This is a genomic window from Pseudomonas sp. GW821-FHT05H12 (assembly GCF_059419385.1).
The window spans coordinates 1-17,693 of the sequence record NZ_JBWKRS010000063.1 but is presented as its reverse complement, the minus strand read 5'-3'; the positions used below and the strand labels follow the sequence as shown (position 1 = coordinate 17,693).

At 61.2% G+C, this 17,693-nt stretch carries 22 protein-coding genes; 5 read left to right on the top strand and 17 right to left on the bottom strand.

Features of this window, described 5'->3' with window-relative positions:
* Positions 1-222: 222 nt before the first annotated feature.
* From AC07SU_RS29850 to AC07SU_RS29840, 3 genes are all read left to right on the top strand, one after another.
* Positions 223-678 carry a hypothetical protein gene (locus tag AC07SU_RS29850; RefSeq protein ID WP_494999139.1) on the top strand — a complete coding sequence of 152 codons (456 nt, stop codon included), beginning with the start codon at positions 223-225 and terminating at the stop codon, positions 676-678.
* A 60-nt stretch (positions 679-738) separates the two neighbouring features.
* A complete protein-coding gene (locus AC07SU_RS29845) occupies positions 739-963 on the top strand; it encodes a DUF6966 domain-containing protein (protein WP_494999138.1) in 225 nt (74 codons plus the stop codon).
* 72 nt (positions 964-1,035) lie between these two features.
* Positions 1,036-1,323, top strand: a complete 288-nt coding sequence (locus tag AC07SU_RS29840; protein ID WP_494999137.1) for a hypothetical protein — start codon at positions 1,036-1,038, stop codon at positions 1,321-1,323.
* A 308-nt stretch (positions 1,324-1,631) separates the two neighbouring features.
* Here the strand turns inward: AC07SU_RS29840 and AC07SU_RS29835 are convergent, their stop codons facing one another.
* From AC07SU_RS29835 to AC07SU_RS29805, 7 genes are all read right to left on the bottom strand, one after another.
* Positions 1,632-2,033 carry a HEAT repeat domain-containing protein gene (locus AC07SU_RS29835; protein ID WP_176995443.1) on the bottom strand — a complete coding sequence of 134 codons (402 nt, stop codon included), beginning with the start codon at positions 2,031-2,033 and terminating at the stop codon, positions 1,632-1,634.
* Between the two features lie 207 nt (positions 2,034-2,240).
* Complete coding sequence (locus tag AC07SU_RS29830) at positions 2,241-2,402, bottom strand: hypothetical protein (protein WP_494999136.1); 162 nt, start codon at positions 2,400-2,402, stop codon at positions 2,241-2,243.
* 271 nt (positions 2,403-2,673) lie between these two features.
* Positions 2,674-3,102, bottom strand: coding sequence for a hypothetical protein (locus AC07SU_RS29825; RefSeq protein ID WP_494999135.1), 429 nt, complete (start codon positions 3,100-3,102; stop codon positions 2,674-2,676).
* Positions 3,103-3,493: 391 nt separating this feature from the next.
* Positions 3,494-3,694: a hypothetical protein gene (locus AC07SU_RS29820; RefSeq protein ID WP_176995424.1), complete on the bottom strand. Its 201-nt coding sequence runs from the start codon at positions 3,692-3,694 to the stop codon at positions 3,494-3,496.
* Between the two features lie 42 nt (positions 3,695-3,736).
* The gene (locus AC07SU_RS29815) at positions 3,737-5,635 is read right to left on the bottom strand and encodes an MAC/perforin domain-containing protein (protein ID WP_494999134.1); all 1,899 of its coding nucleotides are present in this window, start codon (positions 5,633-5,635) and stop codon (positions 3,737-3,739) included.
* Positions 5,636-6,095: 460 nt separating this feature from the next.
* Entirely contained in the window at positions 6,096-6,293 is a 198-nt protein-coding gene (locus tag AC07SU_RS29810; RefSeq protein WP_176995422.1) for a DUF6021 family protein, read from the bottom strand.
* A gap of 14 nt (positions 6,294-6,307) precedes the next feature.
* Positions 6,308-6,484, bottom strand: a complete 177-nt coding sequence (locus AC07SU_RS29805) for a hypothetical protein (protein WP_494999133.1) — start codon at positions 6,482-6,484, stop codon at positions 6,308-6,310.
* A gap of 123 nt (positions 6,485-6,607) precedes the next feature.
* On the opposite strand from AC07SU_RS29805, the gene AC07SU_RS29800 reads away from it, so the two are divergent.
* Complete coding sequence (locus AC07SU_RS29800) at positions 6,608-7,129, top strand: DUF3087 family protein (RefSeq protein ID WP_494999132.1); 522 nt, start codon at positions 6,608-6,610, stop codon at positions 7,127-7,129.
* Here AC07SU_RS29800 and AC07SU_RS29795 read toward each other — a convergent pair.
* From AC07SU_RS29795 to AC07SU_RS29750, 10 genes are all read right to left on the bottom strand, one after another.
* Positions 7,126-7,593, bottom strand: coding sequence for an MEKHLA domain-containing protein (locus AC07SU_RS29795; RefSeq protein WP_494999131.1), 468 nt, complete (start codon positions 7,591-7,593; stop codon positions 7,126-7,128). The two genes, AC07SU_RS29800 and AC07SU_RS29795, sit on opposite strands and share 4 nt — an antisense overlap.
* 16 nt (positions 7,594-7,609) lie before the next feature.
* Entirely contained in the window at positions 7,610-8,737 is a 1,128-nt protein-coding gene (locus tag AC07SU_RS29790; RefSeq protein WP_494999130.1) for an MFS transporter, read from the bottom strand.
* A 70-nt stretch (positions 8,738-8,807) separates the two neighbouring features.
* Positions 8,808-10,172: an MFS transporter gene (locus AC07SU_RS29785; protein WP_494999129.1), complete on the bottom strand. Its 1,365-nt coding sequence runs from the start codon at positions 10,170-10,172 to the stop codon at positions 8,808-8,810.
* An 86-nt stretch (positions 10,173-10,258) separates the two neighbouring features.
* Entirely contained in the window at positions 10,259-10,711 is a 453-nt protein-coding gene (locus AC07SU_RS29780) for an alpha/beta fold hydrolase (protein ID WP_494999128.1), read from the bottom strand.
* A complete protein-coding gene (locus AC07SU_RS29775; RefSeq protein ID WP_494999127.1) occupies positions 10,704-11,453 on the bottom strand; it encodes an HvfC/BufC family peptide modification chaperone in 750 nt (249 codons plus the stop codon). The genes AC07SU_RS29780 and AC07SU_RS29775 overlap by 8 nt, the downstream gene beginning before the upstream one ends.
* Positions 11,450-12,274: an MNIO family bufferin maturase gene (bufB, locus tag AC07SU_RS29770; RefSeq protein ID WP_494999126.1), complete on the bottom strand. Its 825-nt coding sequence runs from the start codon at positions 12,272-12,274 to the stop codon at positions 11,450-11,452. The genes AC07SU_RS29775 and bufB overlap by 4 nt, the downstream gene beginning before the upstream one ends.
* A gap of 134 nt (positions 12,275-12,408) precedes the next feature.
* The gene (gene bufA2, locus AC07SU_RS29765; protein ID WP_176995414.1) at positions 12,409-12,681 is read right to left on the bottom strand and encodes a BufA2 family periplasmic bufferin-type metallophore; all 273 of its coding nucleotides are present in this window, start codon (positions 12,679-12,681) and stop codon (positions 12,409-12,411) included.
* 27 nt (positions 12,682-12,708) lie between these two features.
* Positions 12,709-13,470, bottom strand: a complete 762-nt coding sequence (locus AC07SU_RS29760) for an alpha/beta fold hydrolase (RefSeq protein WP_176995413.1) — start codon at positions 13,468-13,470, stop codon at positions 12,709-12,711.
* A gap of 12 nt (positions 13,471-13,482) precedes the next feature.
* A complete protein-coding gene (locus AC07SU_RS29755; protein ID WP_176995412.1) occupies positions 13,483-13,920 on the bottom strand; it encodes a DoxX family protein in 438 nt (145 codons plus the stop codon).
* Positions 13,917-14,189, bottom strand: a complete 273-nt coding sequence (locus tag AC07SU_RS29750; RefSeq protein ID WP_176995411.1) for a BufA1 family periplasmic bufferin-type metallophore — start codon at positions 14,187-14,189, stop codon at positions 13,917-13,919. Before AC07SU_RS29750 ends, AC07SU_RS29755 begins: the two co-directional genes overlap by 4 nt.
* A gap of 574 nt (positions 14,190-14,763) precedes the next feature.
* Between AC07SU_RS29750 and AC07SU_RS29745 the strand changes: the two genes are divergently transcribed.
* Entirely contained in the window at positions 14,764-17,580 is a 2,817-nt protein-coding gene (locus tag AC07SU_RS29745) for an ATP-binding protein (RefSeq protein ID WP_494999125.1), read from the top strand.
* Positions 17,581-17,693 lie beyond the last annotated feature (113 nt).

The following is a 17,693-nucleotide window of genomic DNA, read 5'->3' as shown; positions in this document are numbered from 1 at the left end:
GGGAGACGGGGCTCGCACCCAAGGCGTGGCGGTTTGCTGCGAAAGGATGAGTCGGTTGAGTGCCTTGATCTGTTCAAAGCTGGGCATAGACACCTCGACATGGCTTGACCCCTTCAGCAACCGTTGTACCTGGCGATAACCTGTTCAGTGACTCACGCAGACTCAAGCGCTTTCCCACCAAGCGCCCCCCCCCCCGGCCCTTTATCGTTGAATGGACTCCCTATGCATCGCCGCATCCATGCCGCTTACCATCAAGCGAAATTCAGCCGTAGCCGTTGTGCCTGGCTGTTTATCGACGATGTACCGATCGAGGAATGGCTAAACAGTCACCTCGAATACCCCGATCTCGACCTGAACGGTCTTTCATTGATCTGGTTGCTGGACGAGGAAGAAGGCGCGCTCGCCCAGCGGCGTTTTACGCCCGCAGAAGACGGCACATCGACGCCAGTCCCGCTGCTGGTCTGCAGCGATGACATGGACTTCGATTGCTTTGTGCTGATGACCGAACAGGTGATAGACGGAGAGACGCTGCACTGGCGCCGTTTTGGGTTGAGCGTGTCCAGCGGTCTGGAAGTCGGTATTACCACTCGATGGGACGTCGAGAGTCGCCCGATCAGTTTTTCCCTGACGGAATTTCGCCAGGCGTTGGAGGACTTTTACAGGCTGGTGAAAGCCTGAAGGGTTGGTTGCTGGATCACTTGCTCAGCCCTCCGGCATCTGCATTGAAATCCAGCATGCTTGCGGCTGCCAAGACTATTGCTGGATTCTGATTACTCTGGGATTGTGTATCTACTCTCGGCCTATGGCGGAATGGGCTCATTAAATGATCTCATTCTTGGTCAAAGCTATGTCGATGGCGTCCTTTCTTGGAATCCAGGTCATGTCGAGCTAAACGAAAAACTCATTGAATTGTGTAACAACGCCGAACAGCTCGCCAACGCGATAAAACGGCCTCAAACTTGATCACTCGCCTAAACAACGCTCCCGCAGCCACGTTTGTGCATTCCCTTCGCGCCAAACCTTAGACGGCAATAGATGAGCCCCACTCTCGTCACGGCAGCCAATGGACATCTGACACTCAGTTTCAACGAGTTGTCAGACGCTTGTTGGCTATCGCTAGCTGAAAACCTGATCAAACGCCGAGAGTTCAAACGATTGGGTTCACCTGTCATAGGCGTTGATGAAAAAATTCACCAGAATTTCCAATGTGCTGAGTTCAGCCTAGCAGCTGGCTGGGACATTTGGTCTGGGCATTATTTGCTATCAGACTCAGTGGCGGGCGATGTTTTCCTGCAAGAGCTATTCGACCAGTTCAGCTTCTGACAGGCGACTCAAGTCATTCGCTCTGCTTACTGGGAATGCGTGCCTGGGCGTTCGGGAACGTCTGAAATGGGTGGATTGTAGCCGGTCGCGAAAGACCGGAGCCGGCCAAAACGGTCAGTCGTGGCCGTCAGCTTTCGGCCACAAGCGGGCATTCGTGTTTTCACGCATGGCCCGACAACGGTTTCTTTGCCCATTGCTATTCAATGGTACATACCGGCCACATGGCCACGGTCGACCAAGTAGGCTACGGGATTACCTCCCCTTTCGGAGCTGTTTCGTAACCGTCCGGGCAATACATCCGTCGTTCGTTATTTGAGCTTCCTGATCAAGGTAGCCACCATCAATTCCAGGGTCCGAGTGGAAGCATCAACCCTTTCGTTCAAGGCCGTGATGACAGGGCTCACGTTCCGTATGTAACTGGCTAAAAAGAGCGCATCGATTGACTCAAGCGCATGAATGACTACCGATTCCTCTTTCGCTTCAAGCAGCCTTAACAGTATCTGCAACGCGTGTACATCATTGCAATCGGTGAGCGATTCGGCACATCGGCGCAGCCACACATCAGGCTTCACGACAATGGCGGATTCAAGTTCGCACCAGTCAGACGCGGTGAATTCAGAGACCTGAGCACCGGCAACATCAATGCCTTCATCCGACCAGTAATCTTCAGAGTCGCATGAATGCAGAAACAACTCATATTCTTTGAACATCGCTCACCTACCAGAATTTTGAATGCGTCCGGCAAAGTCATCTAGCATAAGTTTGCTGCCTAGGCGAAACCTCAGGAACTCAGTCCCAAAAATGCACAACCAATGTTATGACAGGCCGTTAAGGGTTGGTAGCGGTCGCTTGTGAGCGTCCGTTCTTGGCCGAAAGCGTCCGTTCGGGAAATGCCGTTAATGGACAGAAGCCTCCCGTCACGATTCACGACCAGGCAGCGCTGAATAAACAGCCCTGAGCTTTGGAATGAGGTGATCTGTCGACCCCAACTCCAACTCCTTTGCCACCTGAGCGATAAACTCTTGGGCCTGTTCAAGCCCAAGACCCATAATTTCAAAGGGTAGCCAATCATCATTCATAGCGTGCTCATATGCCTCAATCACGTACAACAGGTAATTGCCTTCAGGAGTATCCCGAAAGGCTCTGTACATCGTTGGAGAACAGAGGCGCGCGCTCAACTCGACTATTTGCGCCGCCCCGGAGTGTCTGGATATTGCCAACGCGGTGACGCTGAAAGCTCCCCGGCTTCGGCGACCAGTTGAGCGGTAATGATGGGGTTCAAAATCATAAGCGGGCTCGCCTGTATTGAAGGGACTGAGGGAGCAATTCGCGAGTGACCACCGGGGGCGCTTACGTGACCATCACAGCGAGTACCGCCAAATTCCCCCCTATCCCAAGCACCACCCACGCAAACGCCACCAGCGCCTTGAACACCTTGCGCGAGGGGCTGAAAACAACCCCAAGCAACGCGCCGATCAGAATGCCGGGAAAGCTGAACAAGTAGAAAAGCCAACCCATGGAGTCTGTGGCCCACAGGTGAAAAAGAAACAAGTACAACCCCATTGCCACAGCCATTCCCCCCAGCGATTCCCGCGATGCCTTGCACAGCAGCGCGATGCACAGCACGGCCGCTTGGGGTAACCAGGAGTAGGCAAAATTCTCAAGGAAGAAGGGACCTTTTCCCGTGGTGTAGACGGCAACCGCAAAGCCCAGCCCGACGCCGATGGCGGCGAGCGGAATACGCGTGAGCTGTGGAGGATTGTTTTCTACTGATCTCATTTCCTGTGACCTTTTTGAAGCGGGTGCGTGAAGAATGCGAAGCAACGTGGACGAGTCAGGCTGAGGTGAATGGCCCGCATTGGCCGCCGTTGTTTATGGTCAGAGTGGGAACCACAGTGAAAAGTCAGTTATCGAGTACTGACTGTCAAATGCGCGCTTTGGGTGAGTTTCTGCCTGTGGCGACTGGCAGGTTTGGGTTTTTCATACGATTGGCGCGGCGATTAGTGAACGGATAAACACAGTGCAGATCATCGCCGCAGTTCTCGCAGCGGCTAATGCCAGTCAGTCAAGCTGACTGGCATTAGCCATCAAGAGCCGGCTGTTGACACCCCCGTCTGTCGACGAAGTGGCTGGCCGTCTGCGTCCTTTACAGCACCTGGAGCGCTTGCGGTCAGGTCGGCCAGATCGTGGCTCGGGCCGGCTGGCTGTCGAGAGGGTATTTGTAGTCCTTGGTGTCCGAGGCCTCGATCTTGAAGTGCTTCAATGCATCAGCCACCCATACGGCAGAGAGCTCGTGATTGGCATATTTCTCTTTGCTGCAGTAGGTAATGCGGGTCGATTTCTGCAGAAACGACTGGTATCCCTTAGCCATTTTAATATTCCTTTTCAAATAGGAGGACGGAGCAAACAGGGGTCAGAGCACACGACTGACTTCACTTGGCGACCAACGCAGTTCTGTGTCCCTGCCCCGGTAGGGCGCCACTTTCACGCGCCGATCTCCAAAGGCACGCAGGTCCCAGCTCGGGTTGTAAGACAGGCACACAATAAAAGGGTAGCCCAGGTGCCACAGGTTGATGTCGAGATTGGGGGCGAACGGGCGCAGCACGGCCTCCTTCTCTTCGGCCGCTCCGCCACTGTCCCATTGCAGAACGCCGCAGGTCTGGGCGTTGATCAAGTAGAAAGGTTGAAAGCCGTATTTTGGCGGTACCGGCTGCGCGTACCACAGTGCCTTGCTGGCATCACCCGCACTGTCGTTTTCCAATATGACGCGCCCCGGAACCTGAGGATCGGCGGCGATCTGCCAGGTGCTCCAATGTTCGCTGCGGAACTTCAGGAAACGGATCGCTTCCCCCTGGAAGATATCGTTGCAAGTGACCTTCGCCGTACCGTCTTCATCGGTATGGAGGTCAGCGGAAATCTGAAGCTCCAGCCGCAGCGTTTCACCCGGATTGCCGAAGCCGATCACGTAGGCATCGCCACCCTTGTCCTGGAAGGTGCCCCTGCCGTAGCCGATCAGCCCATAGCTGGCGCCGGCATAGGGGCATGGCACGCAGCGAAGGGAATCATCGCGCCAGCGATGCAGGGTCGCCTCCGAGCCGCCGCATTTATGCCTGAGGAAATCGATGATGTGATCCGGCGGGCTGTAGCGACTTTCCCGTGGCCAAAATTCCGTCGCCAGCAGTACGATTGCGCCCTCGAGTCCCATGGATTCGACACCGGACTCGAACGTATTCCAGAACTGGTTGATCTCGGGTACGGCGCTACCGATAGCGGGGGCCGTGAAATACTCTTCCCGTCCCTCCAGCGTCTTGCGGTCGATCACGCGTACCTTGATACCGGGCCTGCCGACGGCACCGGCGGCCGATTTTTGCTGTGTCATGTTGCCGACGGTCAAGCTGGAGTAAGCCCAGGTCGAATGGACGTTCAGGTAGCGGCCCAGATAGTGGTCCAAGGCCTTCTGTGCCGCGATGCGTCGCTTGTCGTCGGCAATGAAAGCGTAGACCGGCTTGAATTCCCGTCCGACGACGACTGGTTTTTTCCCGACGGAAGTCACCCAATCGTTCGTCTTTTCGGCATACCTCGCCGGCTTCGTGAAGATGGCGTCGGAGAAGATGTTGTTGTTGCCGCCCTCAGTGGTGACTGAGGCTTCACGGCTCTCGATGTACTGCCTGCGCTCGACCGTATCATCAAGCGAACCGTCAGCCTTGAAGAAGCTGCCGTACTCGGCCTCCAGCTCGACCTTGATCTTTTCGAGCTCCGTCACTTTGGATTTCTGCACCAGGACCTGGAAGTACAGATTGCCGCCCAGAGCGATCGAGGTCACCACGTCGGTCCCGAACATGTCGAAGAACCTGTAGAATTTATGCGCTTCTTCGTGGTTAAACAGTGTAGGCAGGCGGTCGACTTCTGCGCTGAACTTGGACGAAAGCACCGCGGCCGAGACCGCGTCGAGCTTCGCGCCGCCGAAGACCAGGCGCAGGGTCCGCACGGCGGCCGTGTTGTCTTGGTGGGAGGTGTATTTACTTTCAAAGTTGAAGTGAAATTCGGCGGAAAATTTGCCATAGCTGGCAGTCGTATTGAATTCGAGCTTAGTTTCGCGACGGTAATCCAGAATCGATTTGTAGAATGATGAGTAATCTTCGCGACGTGTGTCTGTGTGCCGCTGGATGCCGGCGCCGGATGCCGGATCAAATACGCGTTCTTTCGGTGGCTGGGCTGCGCTGAGGCGGTTTCGACCATGGCCGAGATCGCCGTTGAGCTCCTTGTAATCCGCAGTTTTGATAACGTTGGCTGTGTCTATTTCGCCATTCATGGCTCGCTCCTGCCCAGTAGTGGGTTAATTGATCATTGTGTTATCGAGTTTGGCGTTGGCCTTATTGGGGCGAGTCAATATGGCGGCGGTGGCACTCATGGCGCCAGGCCATGGCGGGATCACTTCGGTATCAGTTCGGTATCAGACGCGACGATGGGAAAGAAGTGAGCCCCGATGGGGCGAGGACTGGGCTTCGCCAGAGGACTTTATCCAGGCGCAGTGGCTAAGCGTTCAGGGGCAGGAGCGCGTACACAGCCGCTTCTGCGCTGGCTGCGATGTGCGAGACGATGTGCTGATCAGCGACTTTGATGGAATGAGCACGGTTCCAGCGATGGCCCGAAACAGGACCTTCACTTTCGAAGGCAAGCGTTCGTGTTGAAGCGACTCGACTTGGAGTTGGAACAGATGAGCTTCGATCCATCTGTCCCCTCCGCTCCCCAGCAATGGCGAGCCGCTACCGTCATGGCTTCAGATCACCCAAAGGATCATAGGGCCGCGGTTTCTGCGCCGGCGCTTTCTCCTTGTCCAACGGCGCAATCGCCGGACCTATGGGGTCAACCTGCGGGTCTTCCAAATCCGGCGAGTCCGGGTCGAAGCCCAGTTCATCTTCGCCACTGCGATGTTCGTCCGAACGTGGGCCTTTCGGGGGATGGCTCATGGTGGTCTCCTGATTTAACACGGACGTGCCTTGTCGTGAAGGTTTTCCAGGTCTTCTTCTACCTGTTCCACATCGTTGTCCTGACGCTCCGCCGGGTCATTGGGGCGTAACGCATCGTTGTCGCGCTCCTCTTCGCCGGGTGTGCGGTCAGGGTTGGGCGTACCAGGCGGCGGCTGTTTGTATTCGGGCATGACGGTTCACCTTTCAAGTGGGTGGCCTACACCGTTTTAGAGAAAGCCCCGGGAACCATCGTTCAACTCTTTTGCGCAAGCATGAGAAGATGCCGCCCTGCCCCTCCTGGAGAGCTGAACCGGATGTTCGAACTCAAACCCTGCGACCCCGTCACTTACCGCCAACTCACCCGCCGCAGCACGCTGATCATCGCCGTGGTGTTCGTGGCCCTGGCCATGCTGCTGTCGAGCCTGGCGGTGATGCTGTTTGGGGAGCCCGGGGGTGACAACTTCCGCTTCAATGTGGGGGGTGTGTTTGCTGGCGTGCTGGTCACCGTCGCGCTGGTGCGTGGCCCGCTGTGGAACCAGCCGTGGCTGGCGCCGGCGCTGTACGGCTGGCAGCTCAAGCGCAGCCTGATGAGCATCACCAACGTGATGCACCGGGTCACCGAGGGCGTACAAGCCAACGACCCGACCGCCCTCAAGGTGCTGCGTTTCTATCACCTGGGGCTGACGCAGATGCATGCGCTGGACGCCAACTCCAGCGCCCAGGCACAACTGGTGGGCGAACTCGAAGCGCACAAGGCGAAGCTGCAGGCGCTGGGGATCGACACCGAGCAAACCCGGTTCGACCCCGCCTGGTTGGAACGCTTTAAAAGCGCTTAAGCGAGCACGCCGATGCGCTGCTCATCCGGCCAGAACAGCGCGGCCTGTCCGCAGGGTTGGCCGGTTTTATCGAGCAACGTCCACACCACCCCGGCGTGGATCATGAACGGCTCACCCTGCGCGTCCACCCGCCAGCCGCTGTAGCCGTCGGCAATACCGTTGGCAGTGACCTGCTCCAGCAGCACCTGGCGTGCGGCGCGGTCGAGTTCCGAGGCGCTGAAGCGCGACGGCATGCCGATGAAGTCTTCGCGCGGGTACTTGAAGCAGCTCAGTGCGCAGGCGTTGACGTAGGTAAACAGCGGGTCGGCGGCGCCGTCATGGGCCAGCAGGCTGTAGGGCGCCTCAGCGTGCAGCCAGGCCAGGCGTTGTTGCGGGTCCAGGTGCTCGGGGGCCGGCAGTCCCTGGCCGGTCCAGTGTCGATACGCCTCATCCAGCACGCTTACGAAGTTTTCTTGAAGGGACACACACAACCTCACATCGTCAGTGGGAAACCTTTGCCCGCCAGCAGAACACCGCGCTCAGTGCGATCGCGGCGCCTGCCAGTCCGAATACCCAGGGGGCCGACGCCACCGGCAGCAACAAACCGGCCAGCAGCGGCCCGAGCCCCGCGCCCACGTCGCGCCACACCGCGTTGGACGCCAAGGCAGAAACCCGCATCGAACCCGGGTTGCGTTCGGCCACCAGGGTGGTCACCAGCGGCAGTTGCAGGGCCCGCAACACCAGCACCGCCGCCGCGCCGACGATCACCCAGTAGCTGCCAAAAGCAGTCAAGGCCAAGGCACTCAGGAACGAAAACAGCAGCAACATCGAGGTGGCGCCAAAGCGCTGGGCGGCCCGGCCACCGAGGGGGCTCAGGAGCATTTCCGAGGCGTACCGCAGGGCCATCAGGCCACCGGCGATCAGCACCGCGTTGCCGCCCAGAATCTTCTGCGCCTGGATCGACAGGCCAAAAATGAACAGCCCATCCAGCGCCACGCCTTCGATAAACGACCAGGTTGCCACGCTGTCCGGCCATTTGAAGCGCCGCCCGGTGCTGTGCAGATCATGCCCGGTGCGCGGCAGGCCGTGGGCCGCCCACAGCCCCAGCAGGCAGCAGCCGGCCAGAATCGCGAAGATCGGACGCGGCCCCGCCCACAGTGTCAGCCAGCCGCCCAAGGGCAATGCGAGCATCGGCCCCAGCGCGATCATGGCCCGCGAGCGCCCTGCCCGGCGCGCCGCGCCTGCGGGTTCTGAGGTGGCCAGTACTTGGGTCGACAGGTTCAACGCGGCAAAACACAGGCCCCAGATCAAACGCAGGCAGAGCAGCGCCGCGAAGCCCGAGAGCATCGAGTTGCCCAGGGCACACACGGTCGCGGCACCTGCGGCGATCATGCAGGTGAGGCGGTCACCGTTGCGCGCGTAAAAATTGAGGACATGCCGGTAGCCGAAAATCCGCACCAGGCGGTTGGCCGCCAGCAGCACCCCGGCCTGGGCCAGGGTGATGCCGAACGCCTGGGATTCCATCGGCAGCAGCAGGTAGAGCAACACGTCACTGGGCAAGCATAAAGCCAGGGTCAGCGCGGCGCGGCGGGAAGACACATCAGCAGTGCGTTGGGCCAGGCTGGACATAAATCTGAAACATCCCGAAATATTCAGGTCGCCACGGTAGCTGCCCTGAACGGTGTTTTACAACGCTCAATCACGCCTTTTTGTCATACGGCAACAAGCGCAAGAGGCTCGCCACCGCGCCGACCAAGGCAAACACGCAGCCCAGCCACAGCGCGTATTGCGGGCCACTGCCCAGGGACAAATGGAAACAGAACGCCACCAGCGAGGCCCCCAACGTTTGCCCCAGCAACCGCGAAATCGCCACGATGCCGCTGGCCCCGCCGCTGCGGGCCAAGGGTGCGCTGGTCATGATCGCCTTGAGGTTGGGTGACTGGAAGAACCCGAAACCGGCGCCGCACAACGCCATGCGCCAGCCGATATCAAACGCCGACGCGCCGCTGCCCAGGGTCGCCAGTGCAGCCATGCCCACGCTCAGCATCAACAGGCCGATGCCGCACAGCGCGCCCAGGGACACGCGGTCTGCCAGGCGCCCCGCCACCAAAGCCATCACCGCCACCACCGCCGGCCAGGGCGTCATCAGAAAACCGGTTTCCACCTGGCTATGGCCCAACACCGCCTGCAACAGGAATGGCAGCGAGACAAACGCCAGGCCCTGGGCACTGAACGCGCAGATCGCCGTGAGGGACGACAGGGCAAACACCGGACGCTTGAACAGGTCCACCGCCAGCATCGGCGCCGGGTGCCCGGCCTCACGGCGCAGCAACAAGGCGCCACACACCAGCGCCACCGCAATCAGTCCCAGGGTCAAGGCGCCTTGCGCGCCATGCACCGCCGTGCCCAGGCCCAGCACCAGCAAGGCAAACAATCCGGCACACAACACGGCGGCAAAGCGGTCGAACGCGTGGCCGGTCAATGGCAGCACCGGCAATGAGCGCAGGCCCAGGCCCAATGCGAGCAGGCCCAGGGGCACGTTGATCAGGTACAACCAGTGCCAGGTCGCCACCGACAGAATCGCCGACGCAGCAGTCGGCCCCAACGTGAACGCCAACCCCACCACCAACGAGTTGTAGCCCAGGCCGCGCCCCAGCATCTTCGACGGGTAGATGTGCCGCAGCAGCGCGGTGTTGACGCTCATCAACGCCGCCGCGCCCAGGCCTTGTGCGACTCGCGCAGCAGTCAGGGTCAGCAGCGAGCCGGCCAACCCGCAAAACAGCGACGACACGATAAACAGCAGCAACCCGCCGAGGTACACCCGACGGTGCCCCAGCACATCGCTCAAGGACGCAAACGGCAGCACCGTGGCGATAATCGCCAGCTGGTAGGCATTGACCACCCAGATCACCGAGGCCGAATCGGTGCCGATGCCCTCGGCCAGCGTTGGCAGCGCCGTGTTGACGATCGCCGTGTCCAGGGTTGCCATGCCGATCCCCAAAGACAGGGCGATCACAGCCGGCAAGCGTTTATTGGAGGGCAACCCATCGGCGACAGAAGACATGAACAATCCACACAGGTGACGAAGGCCTCTAGAGTACGGGCAGACGGGATTTTTTTCAGTGGCCTATTGCCTGGCTGTCAATATTTTCATGTTCGCCAATGCCCGGTCTTCGCCATCAGCGCCACCGCGTCGGCAAACCCGGGCTGGGGTGGCGTGTTCAGTGTGACCAGCCCCACGCAGCGGGTGGGCTTCAACGTGGCCGCCTTGGCCGCCACCCGCGCGCCCTGCTCCACGCCCGCCAGGACGGCCTCGGGAATATGCAGGGCGTTCATCAATTCCAGCACATCCTGGCCCAGTGTCCCATCATCGCTGTCACGCAGGTACGGCACGATCACCCGAAACCCTTGGGTCGCCAAAGGCCCAGTGACGGCGGCAAACACCTGGGTGTCGGCCGCCAGCAAAATAATCGCGTGCCCCTCTTCCGGCCCGAAACGCTCGTAGCGAATCTCCTGGTCATCGGTGCTGACCGTTTGCACGGCAAACGCCGGCGCGCACACCGCTACCGCCGCCAGCAGCATAAAACCTCGACGATCAAACATCCCTCACCCCCACAATCAATTCACTGCCCAGCCACGTGGCCAGGTATTCGCCTGCGCGCATCACGCCGGCCTCTTCGCCCAGGCGTTCCACCAAAAACTCGCACAGCCCGGCAAAACTGCCGTCGGCCTGCACCTGTTGCAGCGCCGCCAGTTCCAGCGCATCCACCTGGCGCAGGCGCGAGGTGAATTGGCGACGCCACACCAACAGGCCACCGGCCTGTTCCAGCATCACCGCCTCGGGCGCCTGCGTTTCCTGCCACAGCGCCGACCAGATCGCCTCGGCATTCGTCGTCAGCCCATGGCAACGCAGGGACGGCGTCAGGCTCAGCACGGCGGTGTCCCAATCCAGCTCGGCCAGCACCTGCGGGGCGAGTGGCGCGGCGTCGGCGGCCACGAACGCTTCATTCAGGGCCGATTCGATCCAGGCCAGCTCGTGCACATCGGGGTTGCGCGGGAACACCTCTTTCAAGGTGGCGTAGAAACCTTCCGGGTAAGCGTCCAGGGTCCAGGCATGGGGCGGGTGATTGTCGATATGGGTGATGCTCGCCGCCAAAAACGCCTCCTCGCCGACCCACCGGCGCAGGTGGGGAAACGCCTGTTCCAGGCAGCCCACCAACTGGGCGCGGTAGTTGTTCTGGTACACCGCCAGGCCTGCGACGTTATTGCCGAGCAACTGCGCGGACTCATCGGACGGGTTCACCAACCAGCGGCTGAAGACCTGTTGCAGTTCCGCCAGGTTCATCGCTGCGCTCCCAACGCCCGTGCCATCGACAATTCACGCAGCAGCTCGGTCAGCGGCGGAATCTCATCGTCGCGTTCGATCATGGTGGCCACGGGACCGAGCCGGATCATGGCCTCGGCATACAGTTCCCAGACCCCGGCGCACACCGGGCTGTCATGGCTGTCAATCAACAGCTCGCGGCCCTGGCTATGCCCGGCCAAATGCACCTGGCGCACGCGCTCGGCCGGGATACCGTCCAGAAACGCCAAGGCATCAAAACCGTGGTTGCTGGCACTGACAAACACATTGTTGACGTCCAGCAGCAACTCACACCCGGTGCGCTTGGCCATGGCAGCGATGAATTCCCACTCACTCATGGACGCGCCATCGAACGCCAGGTAGCTCGACGGGTTTTCAAACAGCATCGTGCGGCCCAGCACGTCCTGGGCCTGATGAATATTGGCGCAGACTCGGTCGAGGGCTTCGTCGGTATAGGGCACGGGCAACAAGTCATGGGCATTGAAACCCGCACTGCGCGACCAGCTCAGGTGGTCGGAGACGAACAGCGGTTCCACCTCGTCCACCAGCGACTTGAGGCGCTGCAAATAATCGGTGTCCAGCCCTTCGGCGGTGCCGATGGACAGGGACACGCCATGCAGCGCCACCGGGTAACGCTCGCGCACCTGGCGCAGGATATGCCGGGGCTGGCCGCCTGCGACCATGAAGTTTTCGGAGATCACTTCGACAAAATCCACGGGCACCGAGGTCTCCAGGAAGTCGCAGTAATGCTCCTTGCGCAGCCCCAGGCCGTAGCCGGAAAAGGGGGGGTTGGATGCGGACATACGAGGTTCTCCGTTAAACCTGTAGAAGCAAGCTTGCTCGCGAAAATCCTGAGAACGCCGCGTACTTTCTGAACGCTCGCGTCATCGTTAACGACCTTCGCGGGCAAGCCCGCTCCCACAGGAGGGGTGAGGCGTTACTTGGGTTCAGTCAGCGTGCCGCCCGCCTTGAGGCATTCGGACGGGGTCTTGACGATCACGCCTTCGCCCTTGCAGCTGTTGAGGCCCTTGCAATCGTTCTTGGCTGTGGCGCACAGGCTGGTGCCCTTGCAGGTGTTGACGCCGTAGCAACGCCCGGGTTTTTCCGCTTGATCGGCGGCGCTGGCGGCAGTGGCGAACGAGGCAGACGCCATGGCGATCATTGCAGCAGCGGCAGCGAGGCTCAGGCGGGATTTGAGTGCAGTGTTCATGGGTGTTTCTCCAGGGGGGTGGGTGAATTACTTGATGACGGATGCCGCGTCTTCGATGACCTTCGCCACAGCCTCAGGCTGGGAGATGTACACCGAGTGGCTGGCCTTGATTTCGGTGACCTTGGAACCGGCGCGCTTGTACATCCAGCGTTGCAGGTCGGGGCTCAGGGCACGGTCTTCGGTGGACACCACGGCGTAGGTCGGCTTCTTGTGCCAGGCCGCGGCCCACACGGTGCCGCCGAACAGCGCGGTGGTGGCCGGCACTTGGGAGGCGGCCATGAAGTCGGTGCGGTTGGTGGTCAGGTCGGCCGCAAAGTCGGCGTTGAATTTGGTGCGGTCGAAGAACAGGTGGCCGTCGCGGCTCGGCTTGATGTCATCGCTGGGCGACGGCATGGAGCCGATCAACTGGGCCATGTTCTCGCCCACTTCCGGTTGCAGCGCCGAGACGTAGACCAGCGCCTTGACCTTGTCGCGGTCGCCGGCAATCGAGATCACCCCGCCACCGGAACTGTGGCCCACCAGCACCACCGGGCCGACTTGCTGCTCCAGCACTTCGCGGGCTTCGGCCACGTCAGCGGCGAGGTTTTCGTGGCCTTGGTGCACCACGGTGACCTTGTAGCCCTTGTGAATCAGGATGTCGTGCACCACGCGCCAGCCGGAGCCGTCGACAAACGAACCGGGCACGATCACCACGCTTTTACCGGCGCCGGGCTGTGGGGCATCGGCTGCCTGGGCGAACATTGGAACCGTCAGGGCCATGGCAATGGCCAGGGAAGAAAGCATACGCATTGGAACTCTCCATCACAGTTGGGAACGTTTGCCTGAGATCAGGCGGTCCAGGGACCAGGCACCGCCGCCGTAGGCCAGCAACGGCAACAACAAACCGGCCCACGTCAGGTGCACCGGCCAGGCGTCGGGGTACACAAACACCTCGATCACCAGGGTCATGCCCAGCAGCGCGGCCGCCGCCGGGCGGGTCAGCAGGCCCAGCACCAGCAACAGCGGGAACAGGTGCTCGGCATAGGTCGCCAGGTGCGCGGCCCAGTCGGGCGGGATCAGCGGCAAGGCGTATTCCGAGCGGAACAGCGTGTAGGTCGACGGCTTGAGGTTCAGGAAACCCGTGACCTTGGTGCGCCCCGACAGAAAGAACACCGCCGCGATCCCCAGCCGCGCCACCAGCAACAGCAACGCTTCGGGCAGCAGGCGCTGGATCAGCACCGCCGGGGCCGCTCGGCTCATGGCTGCTCCGTCAGGCTGCCGAAGCCTTTGGGGGTCTTGATCTGGGTGCAGGTGCCTTTGTCCACCAGCACCCAGGCGTTGCCCTGGTAGTCGGCGGTGGCGGTGCCGGCGCACGAGGTGCCTTTGCCGGCTGCGCAGTCGTTGGCCCCGGCGAGGGACACGCCAAAGCATTTCTCTTGGGGTTTGGCCTCATCGGCATGGGCCACGGCGGCGAAGGCGCTGAGGGACAGGGCAAGGGTGGCCGCAAGGGCGGCGTAAGGACGCTTCATCGGTGTATCTCCTGGCTTGACTGAGTGTGGCCAGGGCGCGTGTGGCGGTGGTTGACCGCCTGCGCCGGCTGGTGAACAGAGTTAAAGCCAGGCGTGTATCCGGTCTGTGTCGCGAACGCGATAGAACGTCATGCCGGTGTATCAGGATGGGGCGTGGATACAGTTCGATACACAGCCAAATAACAGACGCCAAACCACCGCCGTTTTATTCGGCATCCCGAACGACACAATTAGAAATATTCGCCTTTCCGAACGCAGCCGCTTGTGCGCGTTCGACGACCGCAAAAATCACCATAAATTTCATGCGGTTGTTGTCATCTTTGTTACATGCCAACTGGCATACATTCTGCTTTATCCATGTTTCTGGTAATAAAATGTTTCAGCTCTGAGACAGTCTCATCCCCTGAAACACGCTCCGTGAAACGCCTATAAAAACGACCATGCCCCAAAGGAGGGCGGCCTTCCGACTTTTTGATCGACATCAACTTTCCAAGACTGCTGCTGCACATCTGCACCCAAAAGGGCGAATGGCCTGATCGCCAATAACAAGCCCGACTATAAAAAGGACGAATTGATGAGCTCGAGCAAGAACCACGCAGTGTCCTGTATGGACGCAGACCCCCTGGCCCCGGCACCCGCCGAGAGCGCCATTGGCTTTGGCCCCTTCCTGTTACTGGCACGTCAGCATGTATTGCTGCGCAACGGCGAGCCCGTCACCCTCGGCAGCCGTGCCCTGTACCTGCTGATCGCCCTGGCTACCCGCGCCGGCGAACTGCTGGAGAAATCCGAACTGATCTCCTTTGCCTGGCCCAAAGTGGTGGTGGAGGAATGCAACCTGCGTGCGCAGATCGTCGCCCTGCGCCGGGCCTTGGGTGACGACGGCAACTTCAGCTACATCGTTACCGTACCGGGCCGGGGTTATCGTTTTGTAGCACCGGTAACGCTGCAAACCGCCAGTGAAGACGCCTTGCCGGTGCCCTACGTGCGGGTCGAAGAAAGCGCCCTGCCGACGCCTTGCGCCGAAGTGATCGGCCGCGATGGCTTGATCGCCAACCTGGCCGACCAGGTGGTGAGCCAGCGTTTCGTGACCATCACCGGCCCCGGTGGCATCGGCAAGACCACCGTGGCCATGGCCGTGGCGCAGCGACTGGCCAGCGACGCCGACCTGGCCACCTGCTTCGTCGACCTGGCGCCCGCCACCAGCGGGCAATGGGTGGCCGGCATGCTCGCCAGCGCCTTGGGCATTCAGACCATCAGCGACGACCCGCTGCACAGCATCACCGCCACCCTCGCCGAACGCCGCTTGCTGCTGGTGCTCGACAACTGCGAACACGTGCTGCCCGCCACCGCCACTGCCGTGGAAAGCCTGCTGCGCCACGCGCCCCACTGCTGCGTGCTGACCACCAGCCGCGAGCCCCTGCGCGCCGACGGCGAACGGGTGCACGACCTGGCGCCGCTGCAAGTGCCGGACGAACATGCGCGCCTGAGCGCCGGTGAAGCCCTGGCCTGGTCCGGCGTGCGCCTGTTCGTGGAACGCGTGCGCGCCCTCGACCCCGATTTCGTGTTCCACGACGCCGACGTGGCGGCGGTCAGCGCCATCTGCCGCAAGCTCGACAGCAATGCGCTGGCCATCGAGATCGCCGCCGCCCGCGTGCGTACCTTTGGCATTCAGGATTTGGTCGGGCTGCTCGACGGTAGCTTTCGCCTGCAGATGACCGCCCGGCGCACCGCCCTCGCCCGCCACCGCACCCTGAGCGCCACGCTGGACTGGACCTACGCCATGCTCAGCAGCGACGAACAGGCGATGCTGCGCCAACTGGCGGTGTTCACCGGTTCGTTCACCCTCGACGCGGTCAAGGCCATGACCGCCAGCAGCAGCCTCGATCCACGCAACGCCTTGCCGCTGCTCGAAAGCCTGATGGACAAGTCCCTGCTGATCGCCGGCGAATCGCAGCTGCTCAAGCGCTACCGCCTGCTGGAAACCACCCGCGCCTACGCCCAGGAAAAACTCACCGAGCACGGCGAAACCCACTTCACCGCCCAGCGCCATGCGCGCTACGCCCTGGGCGTGTTGCAGGAAGCCGGTGAGACCCTCGACGGCCTCTCGCCGGAAACCTGGCTGGCGCTCTACGGGCCCGAAATCAACACCATCCGCTCGGCCCTCGACTGGGCGTTCTCGCTGGCCGGCGACCTGCCCCTGGGCATCGAACTGACCCTGGGCGGCGTACCGTTGTGGCTGCGCCTGTCGCTGGTCAGCGAATGCCGCACCTGGGTGGAAAAAGGCCTGGCGAGCAACGCCATAGCGCCGTTGCCACTGCGCCAGCGCATGCTGCTGCAGACCGCTCTGGCCAGTGTGCTGATGCTCACCTACGGCACCGGCGGGCCCATGCGCGAAGCCTGGCGCCAAGTGCGCGAAGATGCCCGCGACCTCGGCGACGCCGAGCATAAACTGCGCGCCTTGTGGGGCCTGTGGACCGACCGCTGCGGCTGCAACCAGTACACCGAAGCCCTGGAGCTGGCCGAGCGCTACATCGCCCTCAACAGCAGCGGCAACCAGCACCTGCTGGGCAAACGCATGCGCGCCGTAGCGCTGTTCCACATGGGCGACCTGGCGGGCGCACGGCAGAACATCGACGAAGCCCTCGGCTCGCCGTCAGCGCCGCGCTCGCACATCATCGACGTGCATTTCGACCAACGCATCGCGGCGCGCTGCCTGAAGGCCAAGGTGATGTTGCTCGAAGGTGACGTCGACCCGGCGCTGCGTTTGATCGGCACCTGTGTGGACGAAGCCATCTCCCTCGATCATCCGGCGACGCTCTGGTACACCCTGTGCCTGGGGGCGATTCCGCTGGCGTTGCTGGCCTCTAATCTGCCCAAGGCGCGGCATTATTTGAGCTTGCTGCAAGACAGCACCACGCGTCAGGACCTGCACATTTGGCGGCAGTTTCGCTTGTGCTTCGAGAGCATTCTGCTGATTCGCCAGGGGTCGCCGGAAGAAGGCGTGCCGCAACTGGGCGAGGCGTTGCAGCAGTTGCAGGGCCAGGGGGACAGCCAGCTCTATAGCCTGTTGCGCTGTGAATACGCGTTGGGCCTGGCGCGCCTGGGCCTGGAGAAGCTGGCGCTGGAGGTGCTGGAGGACACGCTGCAATTGGCGGTGGGCCGCCAGGAACGTTGGTTTGTGCCGCAGATGCTGCGGATCAAGGCGCAGTTGACGTTGCGTCAGGCGCAGTATGGGTCGGTGGATAAGGCCAAGGTGTTGTTGCGTCAGGCGTGGGTGGATGCGCAGTTGGCGGGGGCGCATTTTTGGCGGGCGCAGATTGCGGCGGATTTGGCGCGGTTGCAGGAGCCTAAATTGCGGATTGCTTCGTTGCCCAGGTTTCAGCATCGCTGAGGGGTTGGCTGAGTACATATCCGTTATTTGAGTGGAGGCTGATATTGGTTCCGCCCTTACGGCGGGTCACTTTTGGAAAAGAGCCCCAAAAGTAACCAAAAGGGCTCTTGCCC

Excerpts from the sequence above, each read along its gene's own strand:
- AC07SU_RS29850 (WP_494999139.1), top strand. The coding sequence starts at position 223 with ATGCATCGCCGCATCCATGCCGCTTACCATCAAGCGAAATTCAGCCGT.
- AC07SU_RS29840 (WP_494999137.1), top strand. The coding sequence starts at position 1,036 with ATGAGCCCCACTCTCGTCACGGCAGCCAATGGACATCTGACACTCAGT.
- AC07SU_RS29835 (WP_176995443.1), bottom strand. The coding sequence starts at position 2,033 with ATGTTCAAAGAATATGAGTTGTTTCTGCATTCATGCGACTCTGAAGAT.
- AC07SU_RS29830 (WP_494999136.1), bottom strand. The coding sequence starts at position 2,402 with ATGAATGATGATTGGCTACCCTTTGAAATTATGGGTCTTGGGCTTGAA.
- AC07SU_RS29825 (WP_494999135.1), bottom strand. The coding sequence starts at position 3,102 with ATGAGATCAGTAGAAAACAATCCTCCACAGCTCACGCGTATTCCGCTC.
- AC07SU_RS29820 (WP_176995424.1), bottom strand. The coding sequence starts at position 3,694 with ATGGCTAAGGGATACCAGTCGTTTCTGCAGAAATCGACCCGCATTACC.
- AC07SU_RS29815 (WP_494999134.1), bottom strand. The coding sequence starts at position 5,635 with ATGAATGGCGAAATAGACACAGCCAACGTTATCAAAACTGCGGATTAC.
- AC07SU_RS29810 (WP_176995422.1), bottom strand. The coding sequence starts at position 6,293 with ATGAGCCATCCCCCGAAAGGCCCACGTTCGGACGAACATCGCAGTGGC.
- AC07SU_RS29805 (WP_494999133.1), bottom strand. The coding sequence starts at position 6,484 with ATGCCCGAATACAAACAGCCGCCGCCTGGTACGCCCAACCCTGACCGC.
- AC07SU_RS29800 (WP_494999132.1), top strand. The coding sequence starts at position 6,608 with ATGTTCGAACTCAAACCCTGCGACCCCGTCACTTACCGCCAACTCACC.
- AC07SU_RS29790 (WP_494999130.1), bottom strand. The coding sequence starts at position 8,737 with ATGTCCAGCCTGGCCCAACGCACTGCTGATGTGTCTTCCCGCCGCGCC.
- AC07SU_RS29785 (WP_494999129.1), bottom strand. The coding sequence starts at position 10,172 with ATGTCTTCTGTCGCCGATGGGTTGCCCTCCAATAAACGCTTGCCGGCT.
- AC07SU_RS29780 (WP_494999128.1), bottom strand. The coding sequence starts at position 10,711 with ATGTTTGATCGTCGAGGTTTTATGCTGCTGGCGGCGGTAGCGGTGTGC.
- AC07SU_RS29775 (WP_494999127.1), bottom strand. The coding sequence starts at position 11,453 with ATGAACCTGGCGGAACTGCAACAGGTCTTCAGCCGCTGGTTGGTGAAC.
- bufB (WP_494999126.1), bottom strand. The coding sequence starts at position 12,274 with ATGTCCGCATCCAACCCCCCCTTTTCCGGCTACGGCCTGGGGCTGCGC.
- bufA2 (WP_176995414.1), bottom strand. The coding sequence starts at position 12,681 with ATGAACACTGCACTCAAATCCCGCCTGAGCCTCGCTGCCGCTGCTGCA.
- AC07SU_RS29760 (WP_176995413.1), bottom strand. The coding sequence starts at position 13,470 with ATGCGTATGCTTTCTTCCCTGGCCATTGCCATGGCCCTGACGGTTCCA.
- AC07SU_RS29755 (WP_176995412.1), bottom strand. The coding sequence starts at position 13,920 with ATGAGCCGAGCGGCCCCGGCGGTGCTGATCCAGCGCCTGCTGCCCGAA.
- AC07SU_RS29750 (WP_176995411.1), bottom strand. The coding sequence starts at position 14,189 with ATGAAGCGTCCTTACGCCGCCCTTGCGGCCACCCTTGCCCTGTCCCTC.
- AC07SU_RS29745 (WP_494999125.1), top strand. The coding sequence starts at position 14,764 with ATGAGCTCGAGCAAGAACCACGCAGTGTCCTGTATGGACGCAGACCCC.